Source organism: Arthrobacter sp. CJL-S3, from assembly GCF_056711635.1.
Genome location: NZ_CM160046.1, coordinates 1,647,941 through 1,670,567, shown reverse-complemented (window position 1 = coordinate 1,670,567; position 22,627 = coordinate 1,647,941). Strand labels below are relative to the sequence as shown.

Sequence of the window (22,627 nt, the reverse complement as noted above, 5' to 3'; positions counted from 1 at the left end):
CCTCCTTAAATCGGCCGACGTCCAGACTGACGCGGCCAGTGTCCCTAAACCCACAACGTGCGGGATCCCCGCGTGGTTCCCAATCGCCGCCATTGGTCGAATGGGGTTCTCCACGGCCCCTTCCGGGGTGTTCAGCTGGTCCTGCATTTAGTCCGAACGCTCGTTCCAGTCGTTCCAAACTTACGTATAAATAAGGATAGTTTGTTGCGCCCTGTTCTGAAAGATGCCGAACGTCCCCTTGACTTCAAGAAGTGCGTGATTGACAACCCGGGATCAGCCTGAGTTGCTCCCGGGGTCCAGGAGCCTGGCCGGAAGCACGGACTTTGTGCCAAATTTCCTGGTCACCTGGTCCAGGACCTGCTCCGCGGCCCGCCAGTTGTCGTCCCGGCGGTCAAGGCTGAGCTGCAGGGGCGCCTGTGCGGCCTCTTCGAGCTGTTCGGCGCGGATGCCCACGAGCCGCACGGTCATGGGGCGGTCGCCGACCGACTCCAGGAGCTGGAGGGCGACGGCGTACAGCAGTTGGGCGCTGTCGATCGGCGTGCTGACAGTGCGGCTGCGGGTGATCGTGGAGAAGTCCGCATAGCGCAGCTTGAGGGCCACGGTACGGGCGTGCATGCCGGCACTGCGGAGCCGCTCCGCCGTGCGGTGCGAGAGGCGCAGCAGTTCCCGGTGCAGCAGTGCCTCGTCCGCAGTGTCCACCGCGAAGGTCTCTTCCGCGCCAATGCTCTTCTCGAGCCGGACGGGGGTCACCGGGCGGGGGTCAATTCCCCACGACAGCCGGTAGACATGTTCCCCGGAGGCACCGAGCACCTTCTTCAGGGACGGGAGCGGGGAGGCCGCGACGTCGGCCACGGTCCGGATGCCCATCCGGGATAGCACCTCCACCGTTTTGGCGCCGACGCCCCAGAGGGCACTGACCGGAAGGCTGTGCAGGTACGGGACGGTCTCCTCCGGACCGATGAGCAGCAGCCCGTTCGGTTTGCACCGGGTGGAGGCAATCTTCGCCACGAACTTGCTGGCGGCTATCCCCACGGACGCGGTGATGCCCAGTTCACTGCGGACTCGGGTGCGGATGAGTTCGCCGATCGCGCGGGGCGGGCCCAGCCGGCGGATCGCTCCCCCGACGTCAAGGAAGGCCTCGTCCACGCTGAGCGGCTCCACCAGTTCGGTGATGGACCCGAAGATCTCCATAATCTGGACGGAGACCTCGTAGTACAGCTTGTGCCGGGGCTCGATGACGACGGCTGAGGGACACATCCGCATGGCCACCACCATCGGCATGGCGGATTTGACGCCGAATTTCCGGGCTTCGTAGGAGGCGGAGAGCACGACGGACCGGTCCGCAGGGTAGCCCACGATAACGGGCCTGCCCACGAGCGCCGGGCGGCTGCGCAGCTCCACGGACACAAAGAACGCGTCCATGTCGACGTGCATGATGCTGCTCCGCCGGAGCTCCCGCATTTGCGCTTCGCTGGGCCGCCTGGCTGCGCCCTGGGGAGACTGCTCCCGCTGCTGTATATCCTCGTCCGGCACCACAACTTCAATCCTATGCCCCGGGACTGACTAAACTGGAGGCTGAATCCGGCGTCAACACCAGGAGGAAAGTCCCTGTGAAGGTATTTGGACAGCGCAAGCGTGCCGCGGCAGCCGTTTTGGCGGCGGGCACGCTGATGGCCCTGGCGGCATGCACCCCCGCCAACCCCGGGGCCGCTGCCTCGGGCTCCTCGTCGGTCTCGGCTGCGCCGTCCGCGGCCCAGCCCACCACGACCGCGCCGGCCAGCCCCTCCGCTGAACCCGGGACCTCGGCCACCGTCGGTGCGATGGTTCCCGGGTTCCCGGAAACGCTCCTGCCGGTGATGCCCGGAGCGAAGGTCGTCTCCAGCAGCTTTGACAAGACCACGGAGCCCGCCACGGTGGCCCTCGTCGGCAGCATCTCCGCGCCGTCGGCCGAGGTGCTTGCCTTCTACACGAAGGAACTGGAAGCCCAGGGCTTCAAGGCGGTTCCGGGGGAAACTGTCGGGGCAGTACCGTCCAAGGACTTCCTCCGCGGTGAGACCGAAACGGTCAACATTTCCGTGCTGGAAACCGCCGGGGTCTCCACCTTCACCATCGGTGCGAACGTCGCCGCCGAGTCCGTCAAGTGACCCTCGCGGAGCAGCTGCGTCTGGAACAGGCCGCCTATGTGGCCGCCGTCGCCGGAAAACTCACCGATTTCCTGACCACCCGCCAGGCGGTGATGTCCTCGATCTCCCCGGACATCGATCCGCTGATGGGATCCATCTCGAACCTCGTCACCGGCGGCAAACGTCTCCGGGCACTGATGTGCTACTGGGGCTGGCGCGGCGCCGGCGGCGGGGCGGGGGCCAACGAGGTCGTGACTGCAGGCTCCGCGCTGGAGCTGTTCCAGGCGGCCGCCCTGATCCACGACGACATCATCGACCGCTCTGACACCCGCAGGGGCGGCCCCAGCGTGCACCGCCGCTTCAGCGACCTGCACGAGACGCAGGGCTGGGCCCTGGACAGTGAACGGTTCGGACACGCCGCAGCCATCCTGACCGGTGACCTGTGCCTGTCGTTCAGCGAGGAGTCCTTCACCGAAATCGGGCAGAGCGCAGCCTCCGGGAGCCGGGCGCGGCTGATCTTCAACCTGATGCGCGCCGAGGTCATGGCGGGCCAGTACCTCGACATCCTCGAGGAGGTTGCCGGGCCCCGGCGGGACCGGGCCGGAGCAGTCAGCCGCGCCCAGTCCATCATCCGTTTCAAATCGGCCAAATACTCCACCGAGCATCCGCTGGCCCTGGGCGGCGCCCTGGCCGGCGCCGGCGACGAGCTGCTGCGTGGCTACTCGGCCTTTGCCCTTCCGTTGGGCGAGGCCTTCCAGCTCCGCGACGACGTCCTGGGCGTCTTCGGCGATCCGGTCACCACCGGAAAGCCTGCAGGCGACGATCTGCGTGAAGGCAAGCGGACCGTGCTGATCGCCTTTGCCCTGGACCTGGCCGGCCCTGCCGAGTCCGAGTTCATCGACGCGAAGCTCGGCAGCCCGGGGCTGGGCGACGCCGACGTGGATGAAATCCGCCGCATCATCGCGGACTGCGGCGCACTCCAGGCCACGGAGGTGCTGATCGAGGAATTCGGCCGCGCGGCCTTTGCCGCCCTGGATCTGCTGCCGCTGGACGAACTGCCCAAAACGGCGCTGCGGAAGCTGGCCGAGGCCACTGTCAGCCGCGCGGCCTGAGCCGCGGCCCCGGCGGCACTCCACGCAGGCATCGACTGCGGCATCAACGACTGCAGGCCCTGCACCTCACATGGGAGGTGCAGGGCCTGCAGTCGTTGAGGACCGGAGCGTTCTTCGGTGCTACCAGGCCAGGGACTGCGCCCGGCGCCGGATTTCCGTTTTGCGCCCCTCGCGGAGGGCATCGATCGGACGGCCGCGCAGGGATTCATCCGGCGTAAACAACCAGGTAATGAGTTCCTCGTCGGAATAGCCGGCGTCCGCGAGGACCACAATCGTTCCCTTGAGGCTCTCCACGGCGTGGCCGTCCTGGATGAAGTCGGCAGGAACGCACCGGATCCGGCGCTCACCGACCCGCAGTGCCGCCAGCGCGCGCTCGTCCAGGAGGGCATGGACCTTCGTAATCGAAACGTTCAGCAGCTGTGCGACATCGGGCAGGGGCAGCCATTCGCCCACAAGGCTTTCTACATTACTCACGGATCAAGATTGCCATGCCGGCAGGCTCTGCGCCTAGTCGGCGCCCGCCGATTAAATGCCGGCTGCCCCGGCTGCGGCTTTCTTTTCAATGCGGGTGCCGGGCAGCTCAATGCCGGGTGCCGGGCAGCGGCGGCGTTTCCGCGCCGGGGCTCCCGGACCGACACTCCGCAAACACTTGTTTGCGGAATGTCAAACAGTTCTTGTGCTAATTCGCAAATCATGAGAGATTCACATGGATCACATTTGTAACAGCTATAACTTGAGTCACACTGGTAACACCAGTATTGCCGGCCAGACCCGCAGCGTTCGCCGCTGAGAAGAGGACCTTTCCCATGACGACGTCACGTTCGCCAAAGCCCACCACGCGGTCCAGCCTGCCGATGATTGCGGCCACGACGGCTGCCCTCCCCGCCGTCGTCCTTTCTTCACTGGCGATGGCCCAGCCGGCTGCGGCCGAATCCCGCACCCGCGCCATCCCGGCCACCCTCGCCGCGGCAATGCAGGCACAGGCACAGGGTCAGACCGCCCGCTCGCTGGGTTCGGCGTTGATCCCTGCCAATTCGGTACCGGCGGCCGTGCCGTCCGCGTTCCGGCCCGCCCAGGTCTCCGTCCCCGAGGAGTACACCATTGCCCGCGGTGACACGATCAGCGGAATCGCCGGCAAGTTCGGCCTGGACACTTACGCCATCCTGGAACTGAACGGGCTGCAGGCGAACACCCTGATCTACCCCGGCCAGAAGATCAAGCTTGGCGGCTCGTCCACGGAGCCGGAGCCGGCGGCTCCCGCCACTCCCGCCGCCGCGGCCGCCGGCAGCGTCTACACCGTAAAGTCGGGCGACACGCTCGGCGCCATCGCAGCCCGCCACGGCGTCAAGCTCTCCGAGGTCTTCGGCTGGAACGGGCTCAACCTGGGCTCCATCATCTACCCCGGCCAGCAGATCAAGATCGGCGGCGGCACCGAGGCACCTGCCCCGTCGGCCCCGGCTGCCCCGGCCCCTGCTGCCCCCGCCCCGGTGGCACCGGCCGCGACGGCCCCCGCCTCGGGTTCCTACACCATCAAGTCCGGGGACACCCTCTCCGGCATCGCTGCCAGGAACGGCGTCAAGCTCGCCGACATCCTGTCCGCCAACCGCCTGACAATGTCCAGCATCATCTACCCCGGCCAGAAGCTGGCGCTCCCGGGCGCGTCCCTCGCACCGGCTGCCACTCCGCCCGCCGCCACCGTCACGCCGCTCGTCCCGAGCACCTTCCTCGGCTACACGTATCCGGCCGCCGTCGTCAGCTCCGCCAACCAGAACAAGGCCCTGCTGAACGCCTCGCCGGTGCCCAGCCGCGAACAGATGAAGACCATCATCGCGGACACCGCCCGCCGCATGGGCGTCGACCCGTCACTCGCCCTCGCCTTCGCGTTCCAGGAATCCAGCTTCGACCACCGCTCGGTCTCCCCGGCCAACGCGATCGGAACCATGCAGGTCATCCCCTCCTCGGGCGAGTGGGCGTCGGACCTCGTCGGCCGCCAGCTGAACCTGCTGGACCCGTACGACAACGTCACGGCCGGCGTCGCGATCATCCGCCAGCTGATCCGCACCAGCCCGGACCAGGACAGCGCCATCGCCGGTTACTACCAGGGCCAGTACTCGGTCAGCAAGTACGGCATGTACGAGGACACTAAGAGCTACGTGGAGTCCATCAAGGCACACCAGAAGAACTTCGGCTAGGCCTCCAGGGCAACCACGGCCGCGGCGCCGGCCGCCCCGGCCAGGGCACTGCCCAGGCACTGCCAAGCCCCGAAGGATAACGATACGGGCCCGGATCGCATGTTGATTCGGGCCCGTTTCCGTGCAGCGATTAGGATCGTATAGTGCAGGATTATTCGTCGGACCCGCTCGTTGGCACCCTGGTGGATGGCCGCTACCTGATTCAGTTCAGGCTCGCCAGCGGCGGCATGTCCACTGTGTACGTGGCCACCGACCGCCGGCTGGAGCGGGACGTGGCACTGAAGGTGCTGCACCCCCACATGGCCGGCGACCCGCAGTTCCTCGACCGGCTGGGCCGTGAGGCCAAGGCCGCCGCCCGGCTGTCGCATCCGCACGTTGTGGGCGTGCTGGACCAGGGCGAGGATGACCGGGTGGCCTACCTGGTGATGGAGTACATCAAGGGCCACACCCTGCGCGACGTCCTCAAGGAAAAGGGCGCACTTCCGCCGCGCCTGGCCCTGGCGCTGATCGACCCCGTCGTCGAAGGCCTGGGCGCGGCCCATGAAGCGGGCCTCATCCACCGGGACATCAAACCCGAGAACGTGCTGATCGCCGACGACGGGCGGATCAAGCTCGGCGACTTCGGGCTGGCCCGCGCCATTTCGACGTCGACCAGCACCGGCGCGCTGATCGGCACCGTGGCCTACCTCTCCCCCGAACTCGTGCTGGGCCGGCAGGCCGATGCGCGCAGTGACATCTACTCGGTCGGGATCATGCTCTATGAGATGATCACCGGCCGCCAGCCGTTCGACGGCGAGGTTCCCATCCAGGTCGCCTACCAGCACGTCAACTCGTCCGTCGGCGCCCCCTCCGTGCTGGTGCCCGGACTCGCCGCGGAAATCGACGAACTCGTGCAGTGGTGCACGGCCAACGACCCCGACAAACGCCCCGTCGACGGTTACGCCCTGCTTTCCGAGCTCCGCCACATCCGGAGGAATCTCAGCGACGCCGAACTCGACCTGCAGCCCCCTGGGGCGCGTCCGGTCCTGCCGGCCGTGCCGCCCCCGCCGGGTCCGCCGGCCCGGCGCCCGGGTGGTTCGCCTGATCCGCGCGAGGCCAACGGAGCCACCGAAGTCATCGGCGGACGGCAGCAGCCCACGGAGTTCATCGCCCGCGGCAGCAACCCGACCACGGTGATGTCCGCGGCCCCGCGGCACCCCGGCTACGGCCCGCTGTCGGCCCCCGACGACGTGAACTACGACAACTACGGCAACCATGACGGCGACGACGACGCACACGACGCGGCGCTTCCTGCCAGCAAGCGGTTGCAGCGCAAATACGACCGTGACGAGGAGAAGGCGCGGCAGCGTGCCGCGGCTACGCCGGTCCGGAGCCTGCGCGAGGGGAACCCCCGGCGACGGGGGCTGCTCTGGGTACTGGTCCTGGTCATCGCGGCGCTGCTGGCCGGCGGAGCCGGCTGGTTCTTCGGCATGGGGCCGGGCTCCCCCGGCACGATTCCGGAGCTCGAGAACAAGACGGTGGCGGAGGCCCAGCAGCTGCTCCGCACGGCCGGCTTCCAGTCCACCATCCAGGACGTGTTCCACGACGACGTCGCCCCCGGGCTGGTGGTCGGATCCGAACCCGCAGCCGGGGAAGTCATCCGGAAGTTCCAGCCGGTGTCCCTCGCGGTCTCCAAGGGCCCCGAGCTGTTCCCGCTGCCGGAGTTGGTCGGGACATCCCTCGACGAGGCCAAGACCGCCCTCAACGGCGCGGGCATGGCCCTCGGACAGATCTCCGAGACCTTTGACGAAGCCGCGCCCGCCGGCACCGTCCTGGCGCAGGCACCGCGCAGCGGCAATCCGGTCCGGCACGGCACCCCGGTGGACCTCACCGTGTCCAAGGGCCCGCAGCCCCTTCCGGTGCCTGACGTGCGGGGCCAGGAGCAGGGGGACGCGGTCAAGGCCATCGAGGCCGCCGGACTGAAGGCCGTGATCTCGCCGGAAACCGTCTTTGACCGGACCGTGCCCAAGGGCTCCGTGGTGGCGCAGGATCCGGCCTCCGGCAACCTCACCCGTGGCGGCGCGGTGACCCTGACCGTTTCCAAGGGGCCCAGGCTCGTTGACGTTCCGAGTTTCGTCGGAAAGCAGGTCGACGAGGCCCGCAAAGCACTCGAGGACCTGGGGTTTGAAGTCCAGGTGGAGGATATCCTGGGCGGGTTCTTCGGTACGGTCCGCTACCAGGACCCCGTGAACAAGAAGGTTCCGGAAGGCTCCGTGATCACCCTGACCGTGGTCTGACCGGGTCGGTCCAGCGTCAGGCAGGCCCCGCGTCAAAGCAGGCCCGGCGTCAAACAGCGCCAGCGTCAGGCAGGCTCCGCGTTAAACAGCTCCGCCCGGCTGAAACCAGCCGGGCGGAGCTTTTTGGTGCCTGGACCGTTCCTTAGCGCTTGGCCAGGGCCCCGGCCACCAGGAAGGCCATCTCGAGGGACTGCATGTGGTTCAGGCGCGGATCGCAGACCGATTCGTAGCGGTCCAGGAAGGACTCCTGGTCCACCGGATCGGCCCCGCCGAGGCACTCGGCCACGTCGTCGCCGGTCATTTCGACGTGCAGCCCGCCGGGGACCGTGCCGAGCGCGTGGTGGACCTCGAAGAAGCCGCGCACCTCATCAATGACGTCGTCGAAGTTGCGGGTCTTGTAGCCGTTCGGCGAGGTGACCGTGTTGCCGTGCATCGGATCGGTGACCCAGAGGACCTGGGCGCCGGACGCGGTGACCCGCTCCACGATCGGGGGCAGCTTCTCGCGGATGTTGCCGGCGCCCATCCGGGTGATGAAGGTCAGGCGGCCGGGTTCGCGGTCCGGGTCCAGCTTGTCGATCAGGCGCAGCGCGTCGTCGCCGCTGGTGCCCGGCCCCAGCTTCACACCAATCGGGTTGCGGACCCGCGAGAGGAAGTCGACGTGGGCGTGGTCCAGTTCGCGGGTGCGCTCACCGATCCAGAGGAAGTGGGCGGAGGTGTCGTACGGGAAGCCCGTGCGGGAGTCGATGCGGGTCAGTGCGCGCTCGTAGTCGAGCAGCAGCGCCTCGTGGCTGGCGTAGAACTCCACGCGCTTGAGGGCTTCGAAGTCCGCGCCGCAGGATGACATGAACTTGATGGCCCGGTCGATATCCCGCGCCAGCGACTCGTAGCGGGCGTGGGCGGGGTTTTCGGTGAAGCCCTTGTTCCACTGGTGCACCAGGCGGAGGTCCGCGAAGCCGCCCTGGGTGAACGCACGGATCAGGTTCAGGGTGGAGGCGGAGGTGTGGTAGGCCTTCAGCATCCGGCTGGCGTCGTGGGCCCGGGACTCCGGCGTGAAGTCGTAGCCGTTGACGATGTCGCCGCGGTAGGCCGGCAGCGTGACGCCCTCACGGGTCTCATCGTTGGAGGAGCGCGGCTTGGCGAACTGTCCGGCCATCCGGCCCATCTTGATGACCGGCATGGCGGCACCGTAGGTGAGGACCACCGCCATCTGCAGGATGGTCCGGACGCGGGCGCTGATCTTGTCCGCCGTGGCTGCCTCGAACGTTTCCGCGCAGTCGCCGCCCTGGAGCAGGAACGCCTTGCCCTGCGCCGCCGCCGCGAGGCGTTCGCGCAGGATATCCACCTCGCCCGCGAACACGAGCGGCGGAAGCACGGAGAGTTCCTTGACGGAGGCTTCGAAGACGGCCTTGTCCGACCAGCTCGGCTGCTGGGAGGCCGGCAGCTCCCGCCAGTGGTCCAGGCCGGGATAGTTGGCGGCACCGCTCTGGGCGGTGCTGGTCAGGGCAGAGCCCGCCACGGGCGAGCCGCTCAGGGAACTGTTCAGGGGGGAGGCCGAAGGCGCAGATAGCTCAGTCACCCTCTAAGGATAGTTGCCTCCGTGGCGATCGTCGGACCCGGGCCGTCATTGACTGTGCCCGGCCCGTCACACGCTCCGGTTACACACTCTCCGGGGCAGCGGGTCCGGTGCCGGCGGCGCCGTCCCCGGGCACTTCGGTGGCTTTCCCGGCGAGCCGGAGCTTGACGACGGCGGCGTACTCGTCGACGTATTCCTGGCCGGAGAGCCGCATGAGTTCGTACATGATCTCATCGGTCACGGACCGCTGGATCAGCCGGTCATCCTCCATGCCGTAGTAACGGCTGAAGTCCAGCGGCTCGCCGAAGATCATCCCGATGCGCCGGATGTTGGGCATCCGCTTGCCAATCGGCTGGACCTTGTCCGTGCCGATCATCGCGACCGGGATCACCGGGACGCGGGCCTGCAGGGCCAGCCGCGCCACCCCCACTTTGCCGCGGTAGAGCCGGGAGTCAGGGCTGCGGGTGCCCTCCGGGTAGATGCCCAGCAGCGAGCCGTTCTTCAGCACGTCCATGCCGGCATCGAGTGAGCGGGCGGACGCGGCACCGCCGGATCGGTCCATCGGCAGCTGGTTGGTCAGCCGGAAGAAGGTGGCCGTCAGCCTGCCCTTGATCCCCTTGCCGGTGAAGTACTCCGATTTTGCGAGGAACACGACGGGGCGGGGCACCATCAGCGGCATGAAGATGGAGTCGGAAAAGGAGAGATGGTTGGACGCCAGAATGGCTGCGCCTTCGGCGGGGACGTTGTCCAGGCCCTTGACCCACGGCCTGAAAAGCGTCTTCAGAACGGGTCCGAGAACGAACGTCTTCATGAACCAATAAAACACGTGGTGAACCTCTCCGGGACGTGTCCGGCCGGCCCTCCATCGGACCCGGCCGGCACTTCAAATGACACCCTACTCTAGTGAGTTTTGTCCGGAACAGTGACACGATGGGCACATGACCGGAAGCAGCACTCCCCTGGCGCCCGCAGCGTTCAGTTATCCCGGCCACGGCGCCAACGCGGGCATCGGCGTGGCCATCTGCCACGGCTTCACCGGCAGCCCCCTGAGCGTCCTTCCCTGGGCTGAGCATCTGGCCGGGCAGGGCTTCGCGGTGTCCGTCCCGCTGCTGCCGGGACACGGCACGGACTGGCGCGACCTGGCCCGGCACGGCTGGCAGGACTGGTACCGGGCCTTTGAGGCTGCCTATCTGGAGCTCTCCGCCGGAACCGGGCACTGCTACGTGGCGGGGTTGTCCATGGGCGGAACCATCGCCCTGCGCACCGCGGCGCGCCACAACGTCACCGGGGTCGCCGTCGTCAACCCGGGACTGAGCTTCTACGACCGCAGGGTGCGCTACATCGGCCTGCTCAAGCACATCCAGCGCACCACCGTCCCGGTCCAGGAACCGCATCCGACGGCGGCCGCCACCGAGGACGGCGACTATACGCTGACTCCACTGGAAGCCGTCCACCAGCTGAGCAGGCTCTTCAAGGCGGCGCGGCGCGAACTGCCCGCCGTCGCCGCCCCGGCGCTCGTGTTCAAGTCCGCCACCGACATCGTGGTCCCGCCCTCCTCGATCGAGCTGCTGCGGAAGGGATTGGGGTCCCGGGAGCTGGAAGTGGTCAGTTTGCCGGCCAGCGGGCACGTGGCGACGCTCGACGTCGACGCCCCGCTGATCTTCGAGCAGTCCGTCCGGTTCTTCCTGCACCATGCAGCCGCCGCGCCGCCGTCCGCGGCGGGGCCAGACCAGCCCGCCACCAGCACCCCGGAGACCCCATGACCATCCCCCTGGACCACACACCGTTCAGCAGCCCGTTCACTGGAACCGGGACCCGCACCGGCGTCGTCGTGTCGCATGGCTTCACCGGCAGCCCGCACGGCGTCCGGGACTGGGCCAGATCGCTGGCCGACGCCGGCTACGCAGTGCGGATGCCGCTGCTGCCCGGACACGGCACCAGCTGGCAGGAACTGGCCCGGACCCGCTGGCAGGACTGGCACGCGTCGCTGGACGCCGCCTACCTTGAGCTCGCCGGGGAATGTGAGCAGGTCGTCGTGGCCGGGCTGTCGATGGGCGGGGCGCTGGCGCTGCGGATTGCGGCCACGCGTCCGGTCGCGGGCGCCGTGCTGGTGAACCCCGGCCTGGTCATTGACGATCCCCGGGCACCGCTGGCGGGCATCCTGAAATTCGTGCTCAAGAGCACCCCGGCGATCGCCAACGACATCCTCAGGGAAGGCATCGACGAAGGGGCCTACCCCCGGACGCCCGTTGCCGCGGCACACGAACTGAACAGGATGTTCAAGGACACCGTGCGGCTGCTCCCCCGGATCACCGCGCCCGTGCGGGTGTACCGTTCCGCGGTGGATCATGTGGTCTCCGACTCGAGCATGGTGGCCCTGCGCCGGGGACTGACCCACGCGCCGCTGGAGGTGATCCGGCTGGAAAACAGCTACCACGTGGCTACGATGGACAACGACGCGCCCGAGATCTTCCGCGGCACGGCCGAATTTATCCGGTCGCTGGGCGCGGGAGGCGGCCCGGACGCCGCCCACGCTAGCCAAAAGGACACGGCAGATGACTAGACCGGACCCCAACTCCGCGGATTCCAGCGCCAACCAGGACGACGCCGTCTGGCTGGACCTGGTCGCGAGGCTGGAAGGCAGGGACACGGACGCGGCCGCCGGCCCCGTGACCGCGGCCACGGCAGGCACAGAAGGTCCGGAATCCCGGCACGGCAAGGATGGCCGGGAAGGCAAGGACGCCAGGGAAGGCAGTGGCGCCCGGGAAGGCGCGGAGCGCGAGGACGCGACGGACGCACCCGGCACAGACGATGCGCCCGCAGCGGACCCCGCCGGCTCCGGCCCGCGGCCCTTCAGCGATTTCGACCCGCTGGGACTTTCCGTCGGGGTGCCGATTGAGCTTTCCGCCGAGGAGCGGCAGGCGCAGCGCCACGCGGACGGCGGCCCCCCGTCCGGCGCCGATCGCCCCGGGGCTGCCCCCGGGCCGCGGGACTACGAGGGCACGGAGGACGATCCGCTGGGCCCGGGCGAGTTCGTGCCGGAGGAACCGCCCAGCCTCGCCGGAACCGACCCGCTGACCATGCTGGCCTGGCTGGGAGCCGTCGGCGGCCCCGTGGCGCTCCTGATCTCCGCGATGTTCTGGCGCTCCGCCCCGCTGCTGGCCATCCTGGGAATGGTGGCCGCCTTCGCTGCGTCGGTGGTCTTCCTGATCATGAAGCTGCCGGGCGAAAAGGACGAACACGACGACGGCGCGCGCATCTAACTGACCTGGCCCGGCCGATCGGGCAATGCGCTTCCCTCCGCACAGGTCGGGCGCGGGCCGGCCCGGGTCCGGCTAACTGTGCATGCGGCTGCTGACCCGGGACAGGTCCGCAGCACCGATCAGGCCCGCATTCGGGCCCAGGGCCGCGAGCTCGATGTCCGCTGCCGGCCGGAACCCGCGGCCGGTCAGGTTCCGGGCGAAGGCCTTCCGGGCCGGGCCGACCAGCAGCTCCCCGGCGTCGCAGAGTCCGCCGCCGATCACGAATTTGCCCGGATCCAGCGCAGCGGCGAGATTGGCGAGGCCCAGACCGAGCCACTCCCCGACATCCTCCAGCAGCTCCCGGGAGGTCGGGTCACCGGCCTTGGCCAGTTCGGTGACAATCACTCCGGTGATGCGCTCCGCGTGGCCGTCCACCGCCTTGAGCAGCTCCTGGGCCATTGGTGAATTGGCGGCGGCGAGTTCCCGGGCTTCCCGGCCGAGGGCATTGCCGGAAGCGTACTGCTCCCAGCATCCCCGGTTGCCGCACTCGCAGCGGTGTCCGCCGGGCATGATGATCTGGTGGCCGAACTCCCCGGCCACACCGAAGCGCCCGCGTTCCAGCCGGCCGTCCATCACCATGGCCCCGCCGATCCCGGTGCCGAGGGTAATGCAGACCAGGCGGCTTTGGCCCTGCCCGGCCCCGAAGCGCCATTCCGCCCAGCCGGCCGCGTCGGCGTCGTTGGTCAGCAGCACAGGCCGGCGGAGCAGCCGCTGCAGGTTGTCCCGGAGGGGCTCGTTGCGCCAGGCAAGATGGGGGCTGAACAGCACGGTCCCGCCGTCGAGGTCCATCCAGCCGGCCGCACCGATTCCGACCGACCAGATCCGATGGCCTTCGCCCAGTTCCTCGACGAGCTCGACAATCACCTGTTCGACCGCACGGGGATCGTTGCCGGGAGTGGACCGCTTGGCCTGGGAAAGGATCCTGCCCTCGGCGTCGACCACACCGGCCGCCACCTTGGTCCCGCCAATGTCCACACCGATGGCGAGGCCTTTCCGGCCCAGCCGCAGGTGCTCCCGGAGGCCCTGCCCGGAGGGTCCGGCGGCTGCGCCCGCCAGCGTCCTGCGCCGCCAGGCGGCGGTCCTGCGGTAGGGTCCGGGCTGCTGGCCGGGTGTAGGTGTGTGCATGGTTCCCCATCCTATTCGCCGGAGCGGCCGGGCAGGGGCCGCATCACCGCTGCGGCCGGAACCGGCGGTTACCAAAACGTAAGGTTACTCGCCAGTAGGTGTGGTGGAACACACATGCCTTCGACCGCATACTAGTGTTAGTCGTACCCCTCGCGGGTCCATGGATATCAAAGGAGCTAACGTGCGAGAAATCAGTGTCCCGCCCCTGGTCACCGTCCCCCCGGAAACGAACGTCACCGACCTGGTCCTGCGCCAGGCCGCGAAGGCGTCCAACCCGGCCCTGTTCTCCCGCCTCGACGCGGCCGGACAATGGCAGGACATCCGGGCCACCGATTTCCTGGCGGACGTTTCGCTGCTCGCCAAGGGCCTGATGGCCAGCGGCGTGGGCGCCGGCGACCGGGTCGGCATCATGTCCCGCACCCGGTATGAGTGGGCCCTCATCGACTTCGCCATCTGGTTCGCCGGTGCCGTCTCCGTGCCGATCTATGAGACCTCCTCCCCCTCCCAGGTCGCCTGGAACCTGGGCGATTCCGGCGCGGTCGCCGCGTTCGGCGAGTCCGCCCACCATGAGAACGTCATCCGGCAGGCCGCCACCTCCGAAGGCCTCACCGCCCTGGCCCACGTCTGGCAGCTCGAAGGAGCCGGCCTGGACGAGGTCCGCGCTGCCGGCGCCGCGGTCAGCGACGAGGAGCTGGAGACCCGGCGCAGCCTGGCCTCCCTGGACGACCTCGCCACCATCATCTACACCTCGGGGACCACCGGACGGCCCAAGGGCTGCGAACTGACCCACGGCAACTTCGTGGAACTCTCCGAAAACGCGCTCGCCACGTCGCTGAACAAGATCGTCCACGAGCAGGCCCGGACCATCATGTTCCTGCCCCTGGCCCACGTGTTCGCGCGCTTCATTTCGGTGCTCGCGGTCGCCGCCGGCGTCACGGTGGCGCACACGCCGGACATCAAGAACCTCCTGCCGGACCTGCAGAGCTACAAGCCGACCTTCATCCTCGCGGTGCCGCGTGTCTTCGAAAAGGTCTACAACTCGGCACTGACCAAGGCGGAGGACGGCGGCAAGGGCGCCATCTTCCACCGCGCCGCGGACACGGCCATCGAGTTCTCCCGCGCCCGCCAGGCCGGCAAGATCGGCCTGGGCCTCAAGCTCAAGCACACCGTCTTCGACAAGCTCGTCTACAGCAAGCTCCGCGCGGCCATGGGCGGCGAGGTGGCCCACGCCGTCTCCGGCGGCGGCCCGCTGGGCGAGCGGCTGGGCCACTTCTTCCAGGGCATCGGCATGCAGATCCTGGAAGGCTACGGGCTCACCGAGACCACGGCCCCCGTCACCGTGAACACGCCGGATCTGATCAAGATCGGCACGGTCGGCGCCCCGATTCCCGGCAATGCCGTGAAGATCGCCGACGACGGCGAGATCCTCGCCAAGGGTGTCTGCGTCATGCGCGGGTACTACAAGCGTGAGGACCTCTCCGCCGAGTCCTTCGTCGACGGCTGGTTCCGGACCGGCGACATCGGACAGCTCGATGAGCAGGGCTTCCTGACCATCACCGGGCGCAAGAAGGAAATCATCGTCACGGCCAGCGGCAAGAATGTCGTGCCGGCCCTGCTGGAGGACCAGATCCGTGCCGACGCGCTGGTCTCCCAGGTGCTGGTGGTCGGTGACAACCGCCCCTTCATCGGCGCGCTGGTCACCCTGGACGAGGAGGCCCTGCCCGGCTGGCTGCACCGCCACGGGCTGCCCGCCTCCACGACCCTTGCCGAGGCCACCGACAACGCGGTGGTCAAGGCCGCGGTGCAGGAACTCATCAACGGCGCGAACCAGACGGTCTCCCAGGCCGAGGCCATCAAGTCCTTCCGGATCGTGCCGGCCGACTTCACCGAGGCCTCCGGGCACCTCACGCCGTCGATGAAGGTCAAGCGGGCCCAGGTGATGAAGGACTTCGAGAACGTCATCGAGGAAATGTACGGCACACCGCGTCCCGCCCAGGTCTAACCAGCGCACCACCAAAGAAGGGTCCTTCCAGCCTCTCGGCCGGAAGGACCCTTCTTTGCTGTCGTGCGGTGGTGCGCGGTAGTGCTGCGCGGTGGTGCTGGCGGCTATTCGACGACCAGCAGCAGGTCTCCGCCCTGGACCTGTTCGATCGCGCCCACGGCGAGCCGGGAGATCGTGCCCGCGACCGGCGTCGTAATGGACGCCTCCATCTTCATGGCCTCGATCGTGGCGACGGTGTCGCCGGCCTTGACCGTCTCGCCGGCCTTGACGGTCAGGGTGACGGCCCCGGCGAACGGTGCGGCCACCTGGCCCGGCTGGGTAGTGTCGGCGCGTTCGGCGGCCTTGACGTTGCTGACCACGGACCGGTCACGGACCACCACCGGGCGGGACTGTCCGTTGAGCGTGCACATCACGGTGCGCATGCCCTTCTCGTCCGGTTCGGACACCGCCTCGAGCGAGGCGATCAGGCGGACGCCCTTCTCCAGCTCGATCTCGTGTTCGGCGCCGCGCTGCAGCCCGAAGAGGTAGTCGCGGGTGTCCAGCACCGAGAGGTTGCCGTAGGACTCCACACTCTTCTGGTAGTCCTTGGTGGGACCGGCGAAGAGCAGCCGGTTCAGGGTCTGCTGCACGGTCTTTGAATCGGACTTCAGCGCGGCGCTGTCCTCGGCGCTGAGCTCGACGTCGCGCACCTTCACGGTGCGGCCCTGCAGCGCCTTGGTGCGGAACGGTTCCGGCCAGCCTCCGGGAGGATCGCCCAGTTCACCGGAGAGGAAGCCGATCACGGAATCCGGGATGTCGTATTTTTGCGGGTTCTCGTTGAAGTCCGCGGGATCGGCGTTGAGACCGACAAGGTGCAGGGCCAGGTCGCCGACGACCTTGGAGGACGGGGTGACCTTCACCAGCCGGCCGAGGATCCGGTCGGCCGCGGTGTACATGTCCTCGATGGCCTCGAACCGCTCCCCCAGGCCCAGCGCGATCGCCTGCTGGCGCAGGTTGGAGAGCTGGCCGCCGGGGATCTCGTGCTGGTAGACCCGGCCGGTGGGGCCCGGAAGGCCGGATTCGAACGGCGCGTAGACGCGGCGGACGGCCTCCCAGTACGGTTCCAGGGCGCACACGTTTGCCAGGCTCAGCCCGGTGTCGCGGGGCGTGTGGGCCAGAGCCGCCACCAGCGCGGAGGCTGAGGGCTGGCTGGTGGTGCCCGCGAGCGAGGCGGAGGCCACGTCCACGGCGTCCACTCCGGCGTCGACCGCTGCCAGCAGCGTGGCCAGCTGGCCGCCGGCGGTGTCGTGCGTGTGCAGGTGGACCGGGAGGTCGAAGCGTTCGCGCAGGGCCGTCACGAGGCGGGCGGCGGCGGCGGGACGCAGGAGCCCGGCCATGTCCTTGATCGCCAGGATGTGCGCGCCGGCGTCGACGATCTTTTGGGCCAGCTCCAGGTAGTAGTCCAGGGTGTAGAGAGTCTCGTCCGGGTCCAGCATGTCAGCGGTGTAGCACAGGGCCACCTCGGCGATGGCCGTGCCGGTGTCGCGGACGGCGCGGATGGCCGGGGCCATCTGGTTGACGTCGTTGAGCGCGTCGAAGATGCGGAAGATGTCGATGCCGGTGGCGGCCGCCTCATTGACGAAGGCCACCGTCACTTCTTCCGGGTACGGGGTGTAGCCGACCGTGTTGCGGCCGCGGAGGAGCATCTGCAGGCAGACGTTCGGCAGCGCTTTGCGCAGCGCCGCGAGGCGGTCCCAGGGATCCTCGCCGAGGAAGCGCAGGGCGACGTCGTAGGTGGCGCCGCCCCAGGCCTCGACGGAGAGCAGTTCCGGGAGGAGCTTGGACACGGCCGGGCCGGCGGCCACGAGGTCGCGGGTGCGGACCCGGGTGGCGAGCAGGGACTGGTGGGCGTCGCGGAACGTGGTGTCCGTGACGGCGACGGCGTTCTGCGCGCGCAGGGCCTTCGCGAAGCCTTCCGGGCCCAGCTCCAGCAGCCGCTGGCGGGAGCCCTGCGCGGCGGCGGCGTCGTCCAGTGCCGGGAGTTTGGCGGCGGGATCGCTGTGGACCGTGAGCTCGCCGTTGGGCTTGTTCACGGTGACTTCGGCGAGCCAGGTCAGCAGCTTGGTGCCGCGGTCCGCGGAGACCCGGGCCTTGAGCAGTTCAGGGCGTTCGTCAATGAAGGAGGTGGCCACGTCGCCCGCGATGAAGTCGGCGTCGTCCAGGACGGCCTGCAGGAACGAGATGTTGGTGGAGACGCCGCGGATGCGGAACTCGGCAAGGGCCCGGCGTGCCCGGGCCACGGCGGCCGGGTACTCGCGGCCGCGGCAGGTCAGCTTGACCAGCATCGAGTCGAAGTGCGGGCTGATCTCGGCGCCCGAGTAGACGGTGCCGCCGTCGAGCCGGACGCCGGCGCCGCCTGCCGAACGATAGCCGGTGATCTTGCCGACGTCGGGCCGGAAGCCGTTGGCCGGGTCCTCGGTGGTGATGCGGCACTGCAGGGCGGCGCCCTTGAGCTGGACCGTCTCCTGGGAGAGGCCCAGGTCCGCGAGGGTCTCGCCGGCGGCGATGCGCAGCTGTGCCTGGACGAGGTCGACGTCGGTGACTTCCTCGGTGACGGTGTGCTCGACCTGGATCCGAGGGTTCATTTCGATGAAGACGTGCTGGCCGGCCCGTTCCCCCACGGTGTCGACGAGGAATTCCACGGTGCCGGCGTTGACGTAGTTCAGCGCCTTGGCGAACTTCACGGCGTCGCGGTAGAGAGCCTGCCGGATGCCTTCGTCGAGGTTCGGCGCCGGGGCGATCTCGATGACCTTCTGGTGGCGGCGCTGGATGGAGCAGTCGCGCTCGAAGAGGTGCATGACGTTCCCCTCCGCATCGGCCAGGATCTGGACCTCGATGTGGCGGGGGCGCAGCACGGCCTGTTCCAGGAACATGGTCGGGTCGCCGAACGCCGCGTCGGCCTCGCGCATGGCCGCCTGCAGTGCTTCGGGCAGGGCGTCGCGGGATTCGACGCGGCGCATGCCGCGGCCGCCGCCGCCGGCGACGGCCTTGGCAAAGATGGGGAAGCCGATTTCGTCGGCGGCAGCGATGAGTTCGTCCAGGTCCTTGGAGGGCTGGCTGGACTTCAGGACCGGGACGCCGGCCTTGCGGGCCGCCTCGAGCGCGGCGACCTTGTTGCCGGCCAGTTCGAGGACCTCGGCGGGCGGACCCACGAAGGTGATGCCGGCCGCGGCCGCGGCCCGGGCCAGGCGCGGGTTTTCGGAAAGGAAGCCGTAGCCGGGGTAGATGGCGTCGGCCCCGGATTCCTTGGCCACGCGCACCACCTCGTCGACGTCGAGGTAGGCCCGGACGGGGTGGCCCTCTTCACCGATCAGATAGGCCTCGTCGGCCTTCTGGCGGTGGATGGAGTTGCGGTCCTCGTTCGGGAAGACGGCGACAGTTTTGGCACCAAGTTCGTAGCTGGCGCGGAAGGCACGGATCGCGATTTCGCCGCGATTGGCCACCAGAATCTTCGAAAACATACTTCTCCTGCATCATCGCGGGTGTATCGGTAATTGGTCACAGTGTCTAAGACCTGCACGGACAAACACAAATTATTGTGGCGACCGTCACAGCGACGCGCGTCACGTATGCAGGATTAGGCAAGTACAGGGCATGTACATCAGTCAAGTGCATCCGGCGGGTAGTTCAGGCGGGGTAGTTCAGGCGGGGCCGGATTCCGGCCCCGGGTGAAGCTTATCCATGATCTGCCGCCCCGACACCAGATGAGGCAGGTTTAGGCGGGGCGGCAACATATGATGAGGAGGTGGGTGGCGCATGCTCGCCACGGCTCCGGAGAACGCGGGAGCCGGCAGGACCCCGTCCCGGCAACCGGCGTTAGGTATTGGTTTTTCAAGTGCAAGTAGTCAGCATCAGCAGCCTCAAAGGCGGTGTCGGCAAGACATCGGTGACCACCGGATTGGCGTCCGCGGCACTGGCCGCCGGTATCCCCACCCTCGTCGTCGACCTTGATCCGCACGCGGATGCGAGTACGGCCCTCGGAGTCCGGCCCGGCGACCAGCAGGACATCGGGCGGATGCTCAAGTCCCCCCGGCGGGCCCGCCTCACCGAAAACGTCGTTCCCAGCGGCTGGGTGGAGCGCGCTGCCGCCAACGGCGCGGCGCCCGCAGGCGGGTCGCCGGCCATTCTGGATGTCGCCGTCGGCTCCGCCTACACCGGCATTTATGACCGCCCCGACCTCGGACGCCGCGACCTGCGCCGGCTCTCCGCAGTGCTGGCCGGCGCGGACAAGTACGACCTGGTCCTGGTGGACTGCCCGCCTTCCCTGAACGGGCTCACCCGGATGGCCTGGGCCGCCAGCGACAAGGTCACGCTTGTGGCCGAACCCGGGCTTTTCTCGGTGGCGGGCACGGAACGCACCATGCGGGCCATCCAGCTGTTCCGGCGGGAATTTGCCCCGAACCTCTCCCCGGCCGGCATCGTCGCGAACCGGGTGCGCAGCGGATCCGCCGAGCACACCTTCCGGCTCTCCGAGATGGAGTCCATGTTCGGCGGGCTGCTGCTGTCACCGCACATCCCGGAGCAGGCCAACTGGCAGCAAATCCAGGGTGCCGCCCACTCCATCCACCACTGGCCCGGGGATTCAGCCAAGAACGCTGCCGCGCTGTTCGACGCCCTGCTGGCCAACCTGCTGGCCGCGGACAGCCGGCGCGGTTGCCCGCGTCCGGGATCGCGTTAACCGCTAGCCACTCCCGGTCCCGTCAAAAACGAAAGCAACGCGGGGTCACTTTCCGCCCATCCGTGATGGGCGCCAAGTGACCCCGCGTTGCTTTTTGGGGCGTGGCGGGGGCCGGTGCTAGCCGATCTTGCGGGTGGCCCGGCGCTTGCTGAGTTCGTCGTCCGGGAAGGACTGGACGCTGGCGTGTTCGCTGGGAAGCGCCGCGAGGCTGCCTTCCACTTCCCGCCAGACACGGCCGACGGCGATGCCGAAGACGCCCTGTCCGCCCTGGACGAGGTCGATGACCTCGTCGGCCGAGGTGCACTCATACACGCTGGCACCGTCGCTCATGAGGGTGATCTGCGCAAGATCCTCGACCCCGCGCTCCCGGAGGTGCTCGACGGCGGTGCGGATCTGCTGCAGGGAAACGCCGGTATCCAGAAGTCGCTTGACGACCTTGAGAACCAGGATGTCGCGGAAACCGTAGAGGCGCTGCGAACCGGAACCTGCGGCGCCGCGGACAGCGGGCTCGACCAGCCCGGTGCGTGCCCAGTAGTCCAGCTGGCGGTAGGTGATGCCCGCGGCCTTGCAGGCCGTCGGGCCGCGGTAGCCCGCGTCCTCGTCCAGAACAGGGAGATCCTCGGTGAACAGCAGACCCTGGGCACCGCTGGCCGGCACGGCTACACCGGCCGTCGAGGGCTGGTTAAGCTCGCCTGCTTCGCCTTTCGGACTCACGTGGATCCTCCTTGTCATGGCTCCCCTGCGGACATTTGCAGTAACAACCGGTTATCCCTAGCGAAAAGAAACCCCGGGTGGATAAAATTCATCCGTGTAATTCCGCCGGGCTGCACCTTCCAGTGTGACCTGAGCGGCTGTTGCGTGCAATGGGAACTTGTACTTCTGACGTTAGGCCTGCCGGGGCCCAAGGTCAAAGACGTTCGGGGTATTGCCGGGGCGTGTCGAAACTTTCATCCTCGACTTTAACCTTTACGTGACGTCAGCCCGCTCAACCGGCGAAGTCTTCAGGTTCGACGTCGTCGAGGAACTCGCGGAAGCGGCGCAGCTCCCCTTCCTCGTCAACCGCAGGACCCGGGTGGGTGTCCTCACCCTCGTCGTGTTCGGTAATCCGCACGCCGGCCTCCTCCATCACGGCGTCGGCGCACCAGATCCGGCACTTGGCGCGGAGGGCCAGCGCGAGGGCGTCGGAGGCCCGGGAACTGACCGTGGTCCCGTTCTCGAACTGCAGCTGCCCGTAGAAGATGTTGTCCTCCACGGCCACGATGTTGACGCTGACGATCGAGTGGCCGAGGGTTTCGACGACGTCGATCAGCAGGTCGTGGGTCATGGGGCGCGGCGGGACGACACCCTGCTGGGCCAGGGCGATGGCACTGGCCTCGGGGGTACCGATCCAGATCGGAACGTGCCGTTCCCCGTGGATCTCCTTGAGCAGGACGAGCGGCTGGTTGGACGGAAGCTCTATCCGCACGCCTACAATTTCCACCTCAATCATCAGATGTCCATCCTCGAGATGCGGTCTTGGACCAGCGCGCGGTGCAGCGTCAGGCACAGCTCGCTGATCTCCCGGGCGGCCTCGGCGGCACGGGCCTGGGACGCAGCATCCTTGCGGGAGGTCAGGGTGGCCACCGCGCGCTCCACCAGCCCGAACTCGCGTTCGGCGGCGGCCTGGAACGGCCGCAGGTGCCGTGGTTCCAGGCCGTGGCTCTCCAGCTGGACGCAGGCGCGTGCGACCTGGAGGGCGTGCTCATCGAATTTGCCGTTGACGTGGCCGATCAGGCCGTAGCTCAGGAGCGATTCGACCAGCGGCACGCTGGCGCCGGACTCGGCCCGGAGCTGTTCCTCGCTGAGCCGGCGCACCCGGTTCTGGAGCTCGGACGCCAGTTCCTCGGAGACGATCCGCGGCGAGACCGTCACGCCGGGAGGCAGGTTCTCCGGACGTTCGCCGCGGTCAATCGCGTCGAGGTAGTCCTTGATGACCTTCAACGGCAGGTACTGGTCGCGCTGGAGGGCGAGCACGAACCGCAGCCGCTCGACGTCGTTCTCGCCGTACTGCCGGTACCCGGCGGGGGTCCGCTGGGGGTTGATCAGCCCCTTTTCCTCAAGGAACCGGATTTTTGACGCGGTCATGCTGGGGAAGTCGTCGCTCAGCTGAGCCAGGACTTCCCCGATGTTCAGAACCTGGGGTCCGCGCCGTTCCGCTTGTGCCAT

18 protein-coding genes are annotated in these 22,627 nt (G+C 68.3%); 9 read left to right on the top strand and 9 right to left on the bottom strand.

Annotated elements, in window-relative coordinates; genetic code table 11:
- Nucleotides 1-273: 273 nt before the first annotated feature.
- Nucleotides 274-1,461, bottom strand: a complete 1,188-nt coding sequence (dinB, locus tag AC06G6_RS07535) for a DNA polymerase IV (RefSeq protein ID WP_479827793.1) — start codon at nucleotides 1,459-1,461, stop codon at nucleotides 274-276.
- Between the two features lie 149 nt (nucleotides 1,462-1,610).
- Between dinB and AC06G6_RS07530 the strand changes: the two genes are divergently transcribed.
- Together AC06G6_RS07530 and AC06G6_RS07525 are read left to right on the top strand one after the other, a co-directional pair.
- Nucleotides 1,611-2,144 carry a hypothetical protein gene (locus tag AC06G6_RS07530; protein WP_479827791.1) on the top strand — a complete coding sequence of 178 codons (534 nt, stop codon included), beginning with the start codon at nucleotides 1,611-1,613 and terminating at the stop codon, nucleotides 2,142-2,144.
- The gene (locus AC06G6_RS07525) at nucleotides 2,141-3,235 is read left to right on the top strand and encodes a polyprenyl synthetase family protein (RefSeq protein ID WP_479827788.1); all 1,095 of its coding nucleotides are present in this window, start codon (nucleotides 2,141-2,143) and stop codon (nucleotides 3,233-3,235) included. The genes AC06G6_RS07530 and AC06G6_RS07525 overlap by 4 nt, the downstream gene beginning before the upstream one ends.
- Nucleotides 3,236-3,355: 120 nt before the next feature.
- On the opposite strand, the gene AC06G6_RS07520 is transcribed toward AC06G6_RS07525, so the two are convergent.
- Nucleotides 3,356-3,709 (bottom strand): Rv2175c family DNA-binding protein, encoded by a 354-nt coding sequence (locus tag AC06G6_RS07520; RefSeq protein ID WP_307463183.1) that lies wholly within the window; start codon nucleotides 3,707-3,709, stop codon nucleotides 3,356-3,358.
- Between the two features lie 332 nt (nucleotides 3,710-4,041).
- On the opposite strand from AC06G6_RS07520, the gene AC06G6_RS07515 reads away from it, so the two are divergent.
- Both AC06G6_RS07515 and AC06G6_RS07510 read left to right on the top strand, forming a co-directional pair.
- On the top strand, nucleotides 4,042-5,427 hold the full coding sequence (locus AC06G6_RS07515) for a lytic transglycosylase (protein WP_479827785.1): 1,386 nt from the start codon (nucleotides 4,042-4,044) through the stop codon (nucleotides 5,425-5,427).
- Between the two features lie 140 nt (nucleotides 5,428-5,567).
- On the top strand, nucleotides 5,568-7,703 hold the full coding sequence (locus tag AC06G6_RS07510; RefSeq protein ID WP_479828577.1) for a Stk1 family PASTA domain-containing Ser/Thr kinase: 2,136 nt from the start codon (nucleotides 5,568-5,570) through the stop codon (nucleotides 7,701-7,703).
- A gap of 142 nt (nucleotides 7,704-7,845) precedes the next feature.
- Here the strand turns inward: AC06G6_RS07510 and AC06G6_RS07505 are convergent, their stop codons facing one another.
- Nucleotides 7,846-9,234, bottom strand: coding sequence for a class II 3-deoxy-7-phosphoheptulonate synthase (locus AC06G6_RS07505; RefSeq protein ID WP_479828576.1), 1,389 nt, complete (start codon nucleotides 9,232-9,234; stop codon nucleotides 7,846-7,848).
- 124 nt (nucleotides 9,235-9,358) lie between these two features.
- Nucleotides 9,359-10,102: a lysophospholipid acyltransferase family protein gene (locus AC06G6_RS07500; RefSeq protein WP_479827782.1), complete on the bottom strand. Its 744-nt coding sequence runs from the start codon at nucleotides 10,100-10,102 to the stop codon at nucleotides 9,359-9,361.
- Between the two features lie 112 nt (nucleotides 10,103-10,214).
- Here AC06G6_RS07500 and AC06G6_RS07495 point away from each other — a divergent pair, with 112 nt between their 5' ends.
- The 3 genes from AC06G6_RS07495 to AC06G6_RS07485 are packed head-to-tail and all read left to right on the top strand — an operon-like array spanning nucleotide 10,215 to nucleotide 12,539.
- On the top strand, nucleotides 10,215-11,039 hold the full coding sequence (locus AC06G6_RS07495; protein ID WP_479827780.1) for an alpha/beta hydrolase: 825 nt from the start codon (nucleotides 10,215-10,217) through the stop codon (nucleotides 11,037-11,039).
- Nucleotides 11,036-11,839 (top strand): alpha/beta hydrolase, encoded by an 804-nt coding sequence (locus tag AC06G6_RS07490; RefSeq protein WP_479827777.1) that lies wholly within the window; start codon nucleotides 11,036-11,038, stop codon nucleotides 11,837-11,839. Before AC06G6_RS07495 ends, AC06G6_RS07490 begins: the two co-directional genes overlap by 4 nt.
- A complete protein-coding gene (locus AC06G6_RS07485; protein ID WP_479827775.1) occupies nucleotides 11,832-12,539 on the top strand; it encodes a hypothetical protein in 708 nt (235 codons plus the stop codon). Before AC06G6_RS07490 ends, AC06G6_RS07485 begins: the two co-directional genes overlap by 8 nt.
- Nucleotides 12,540-12,611: 72 nt before the next feature.
- On the opposite strand, the gene AC06G6_RS07480 is transcribed toward AC06G6_RS07485, so the two are convergent.
- Nucleotides 12,612-13,703, bottom strand: a complete 1,092-nt coding sequence (locus AC06G6_RS07480; RefSeq protein WP_479827773.1) for an ROK family glucokinase — start codon at nucleotides 13,701-13,703, stop codon at nucleotides 12,612-12,614.
- 181 nt (nucleotides 13,704-13,884) lie between these two features.
- On the opposite strand from AC06G6_RS07480, the gene AC06G6_RS07475 reads away from it, so the two are divergent.
- Nucleotides 13,885-15,705: an AMP-dependent synthetase/ligase gene (locus tag AC06G6_RS07475; RefSeq protein WP_479827770.1), complete on the top strand. Its 1,821-nt coding sequence runs from the start codon at nucleotides 13,885-13,887 to the stop codon at nucleotides 15,703-15,705.
- 104 nt (nucleotides 15,706-15,809) lie between these two features.
- Here the strand turns inward: AC06G6_RS07475 and AC06G6_RS07470 are convergent, their stop codons facing one another.
- Nucleotides 15,810-19,205 (bottom strand): pyruvate carboxylase, encoded by a 3,396-nt coding sequence (locus AC06G6_RS07470; RefSeq protein ID WP_479827768.1) that lies wholly within the window; start codon nucleotides 19,203-19,205, stop codon nucleotides 15,810-15,812.
- A gap of 374 nt (nucleotides 19,206-19,579) precedes the next feature.
- On the opposite strand from AC06G6_RS07470, the gene AC06G6_RS07465 reads away from it, so the two are divergent.
- The gene (locus AC06G6_RS07465; protein ID WP_479827766.1) at nucleotides 19,580-20,422 is read left to right on the top strand and encodes a ParA family protein; all 843 of its coding nucleotides are present in this window, start codon (nucleotides 19,580-19,582) and stop codon (nucleotides 20,420-20,422) included.
- A gap of 117 nt (nucleotides 20,423-20,539) precedes the next feature.
- Here AC06G6_RS07465 and AC06G6_RS07460 read toward each other — a convergent pair whose 3' ends face one another.
- The 3 genes from AC06G6_RS07460 to ftsR form a co-directional block, all read right to left on the bottom strand.
- On the bottom strand, nucleotides 20,540-21,136 hold the full coding sequence (locus AC06G6_RS07460) for a MerR family transcriptional regulator (protein WP_307463212.1): 597 nt from the start codon (nucleotides 21,134-21,136) through the stop codon (nucleotides 20,540-20,542).
- Between the two features lie 271 nt (nucleotides 21,137-21,407).
- A complete protein-coding gene (locus AC06G6_RS07455) occupies nucleotides 21,408-21,911 on the bottom strand; it encodes a bifunctional nuclease family protein (protein ID WP_226762347.1) in 504 nt (167 codons plus the stop codon).
- Complete coding sequence (gene ftsR / locus AC06G6_RS07450; protein ID WP_479827764.1) at nucleotides 21,911-22,627, bottom strand: transcriptional regulator FtsR; 717 nt, start codon at nucleotides 22,625-22,627, stop codon at nucleotides 21,911-21,913. The genes AC06G6_RS07455 and ftsR overlap by 1 nt, the downstream gene beginning before the upstream one ends.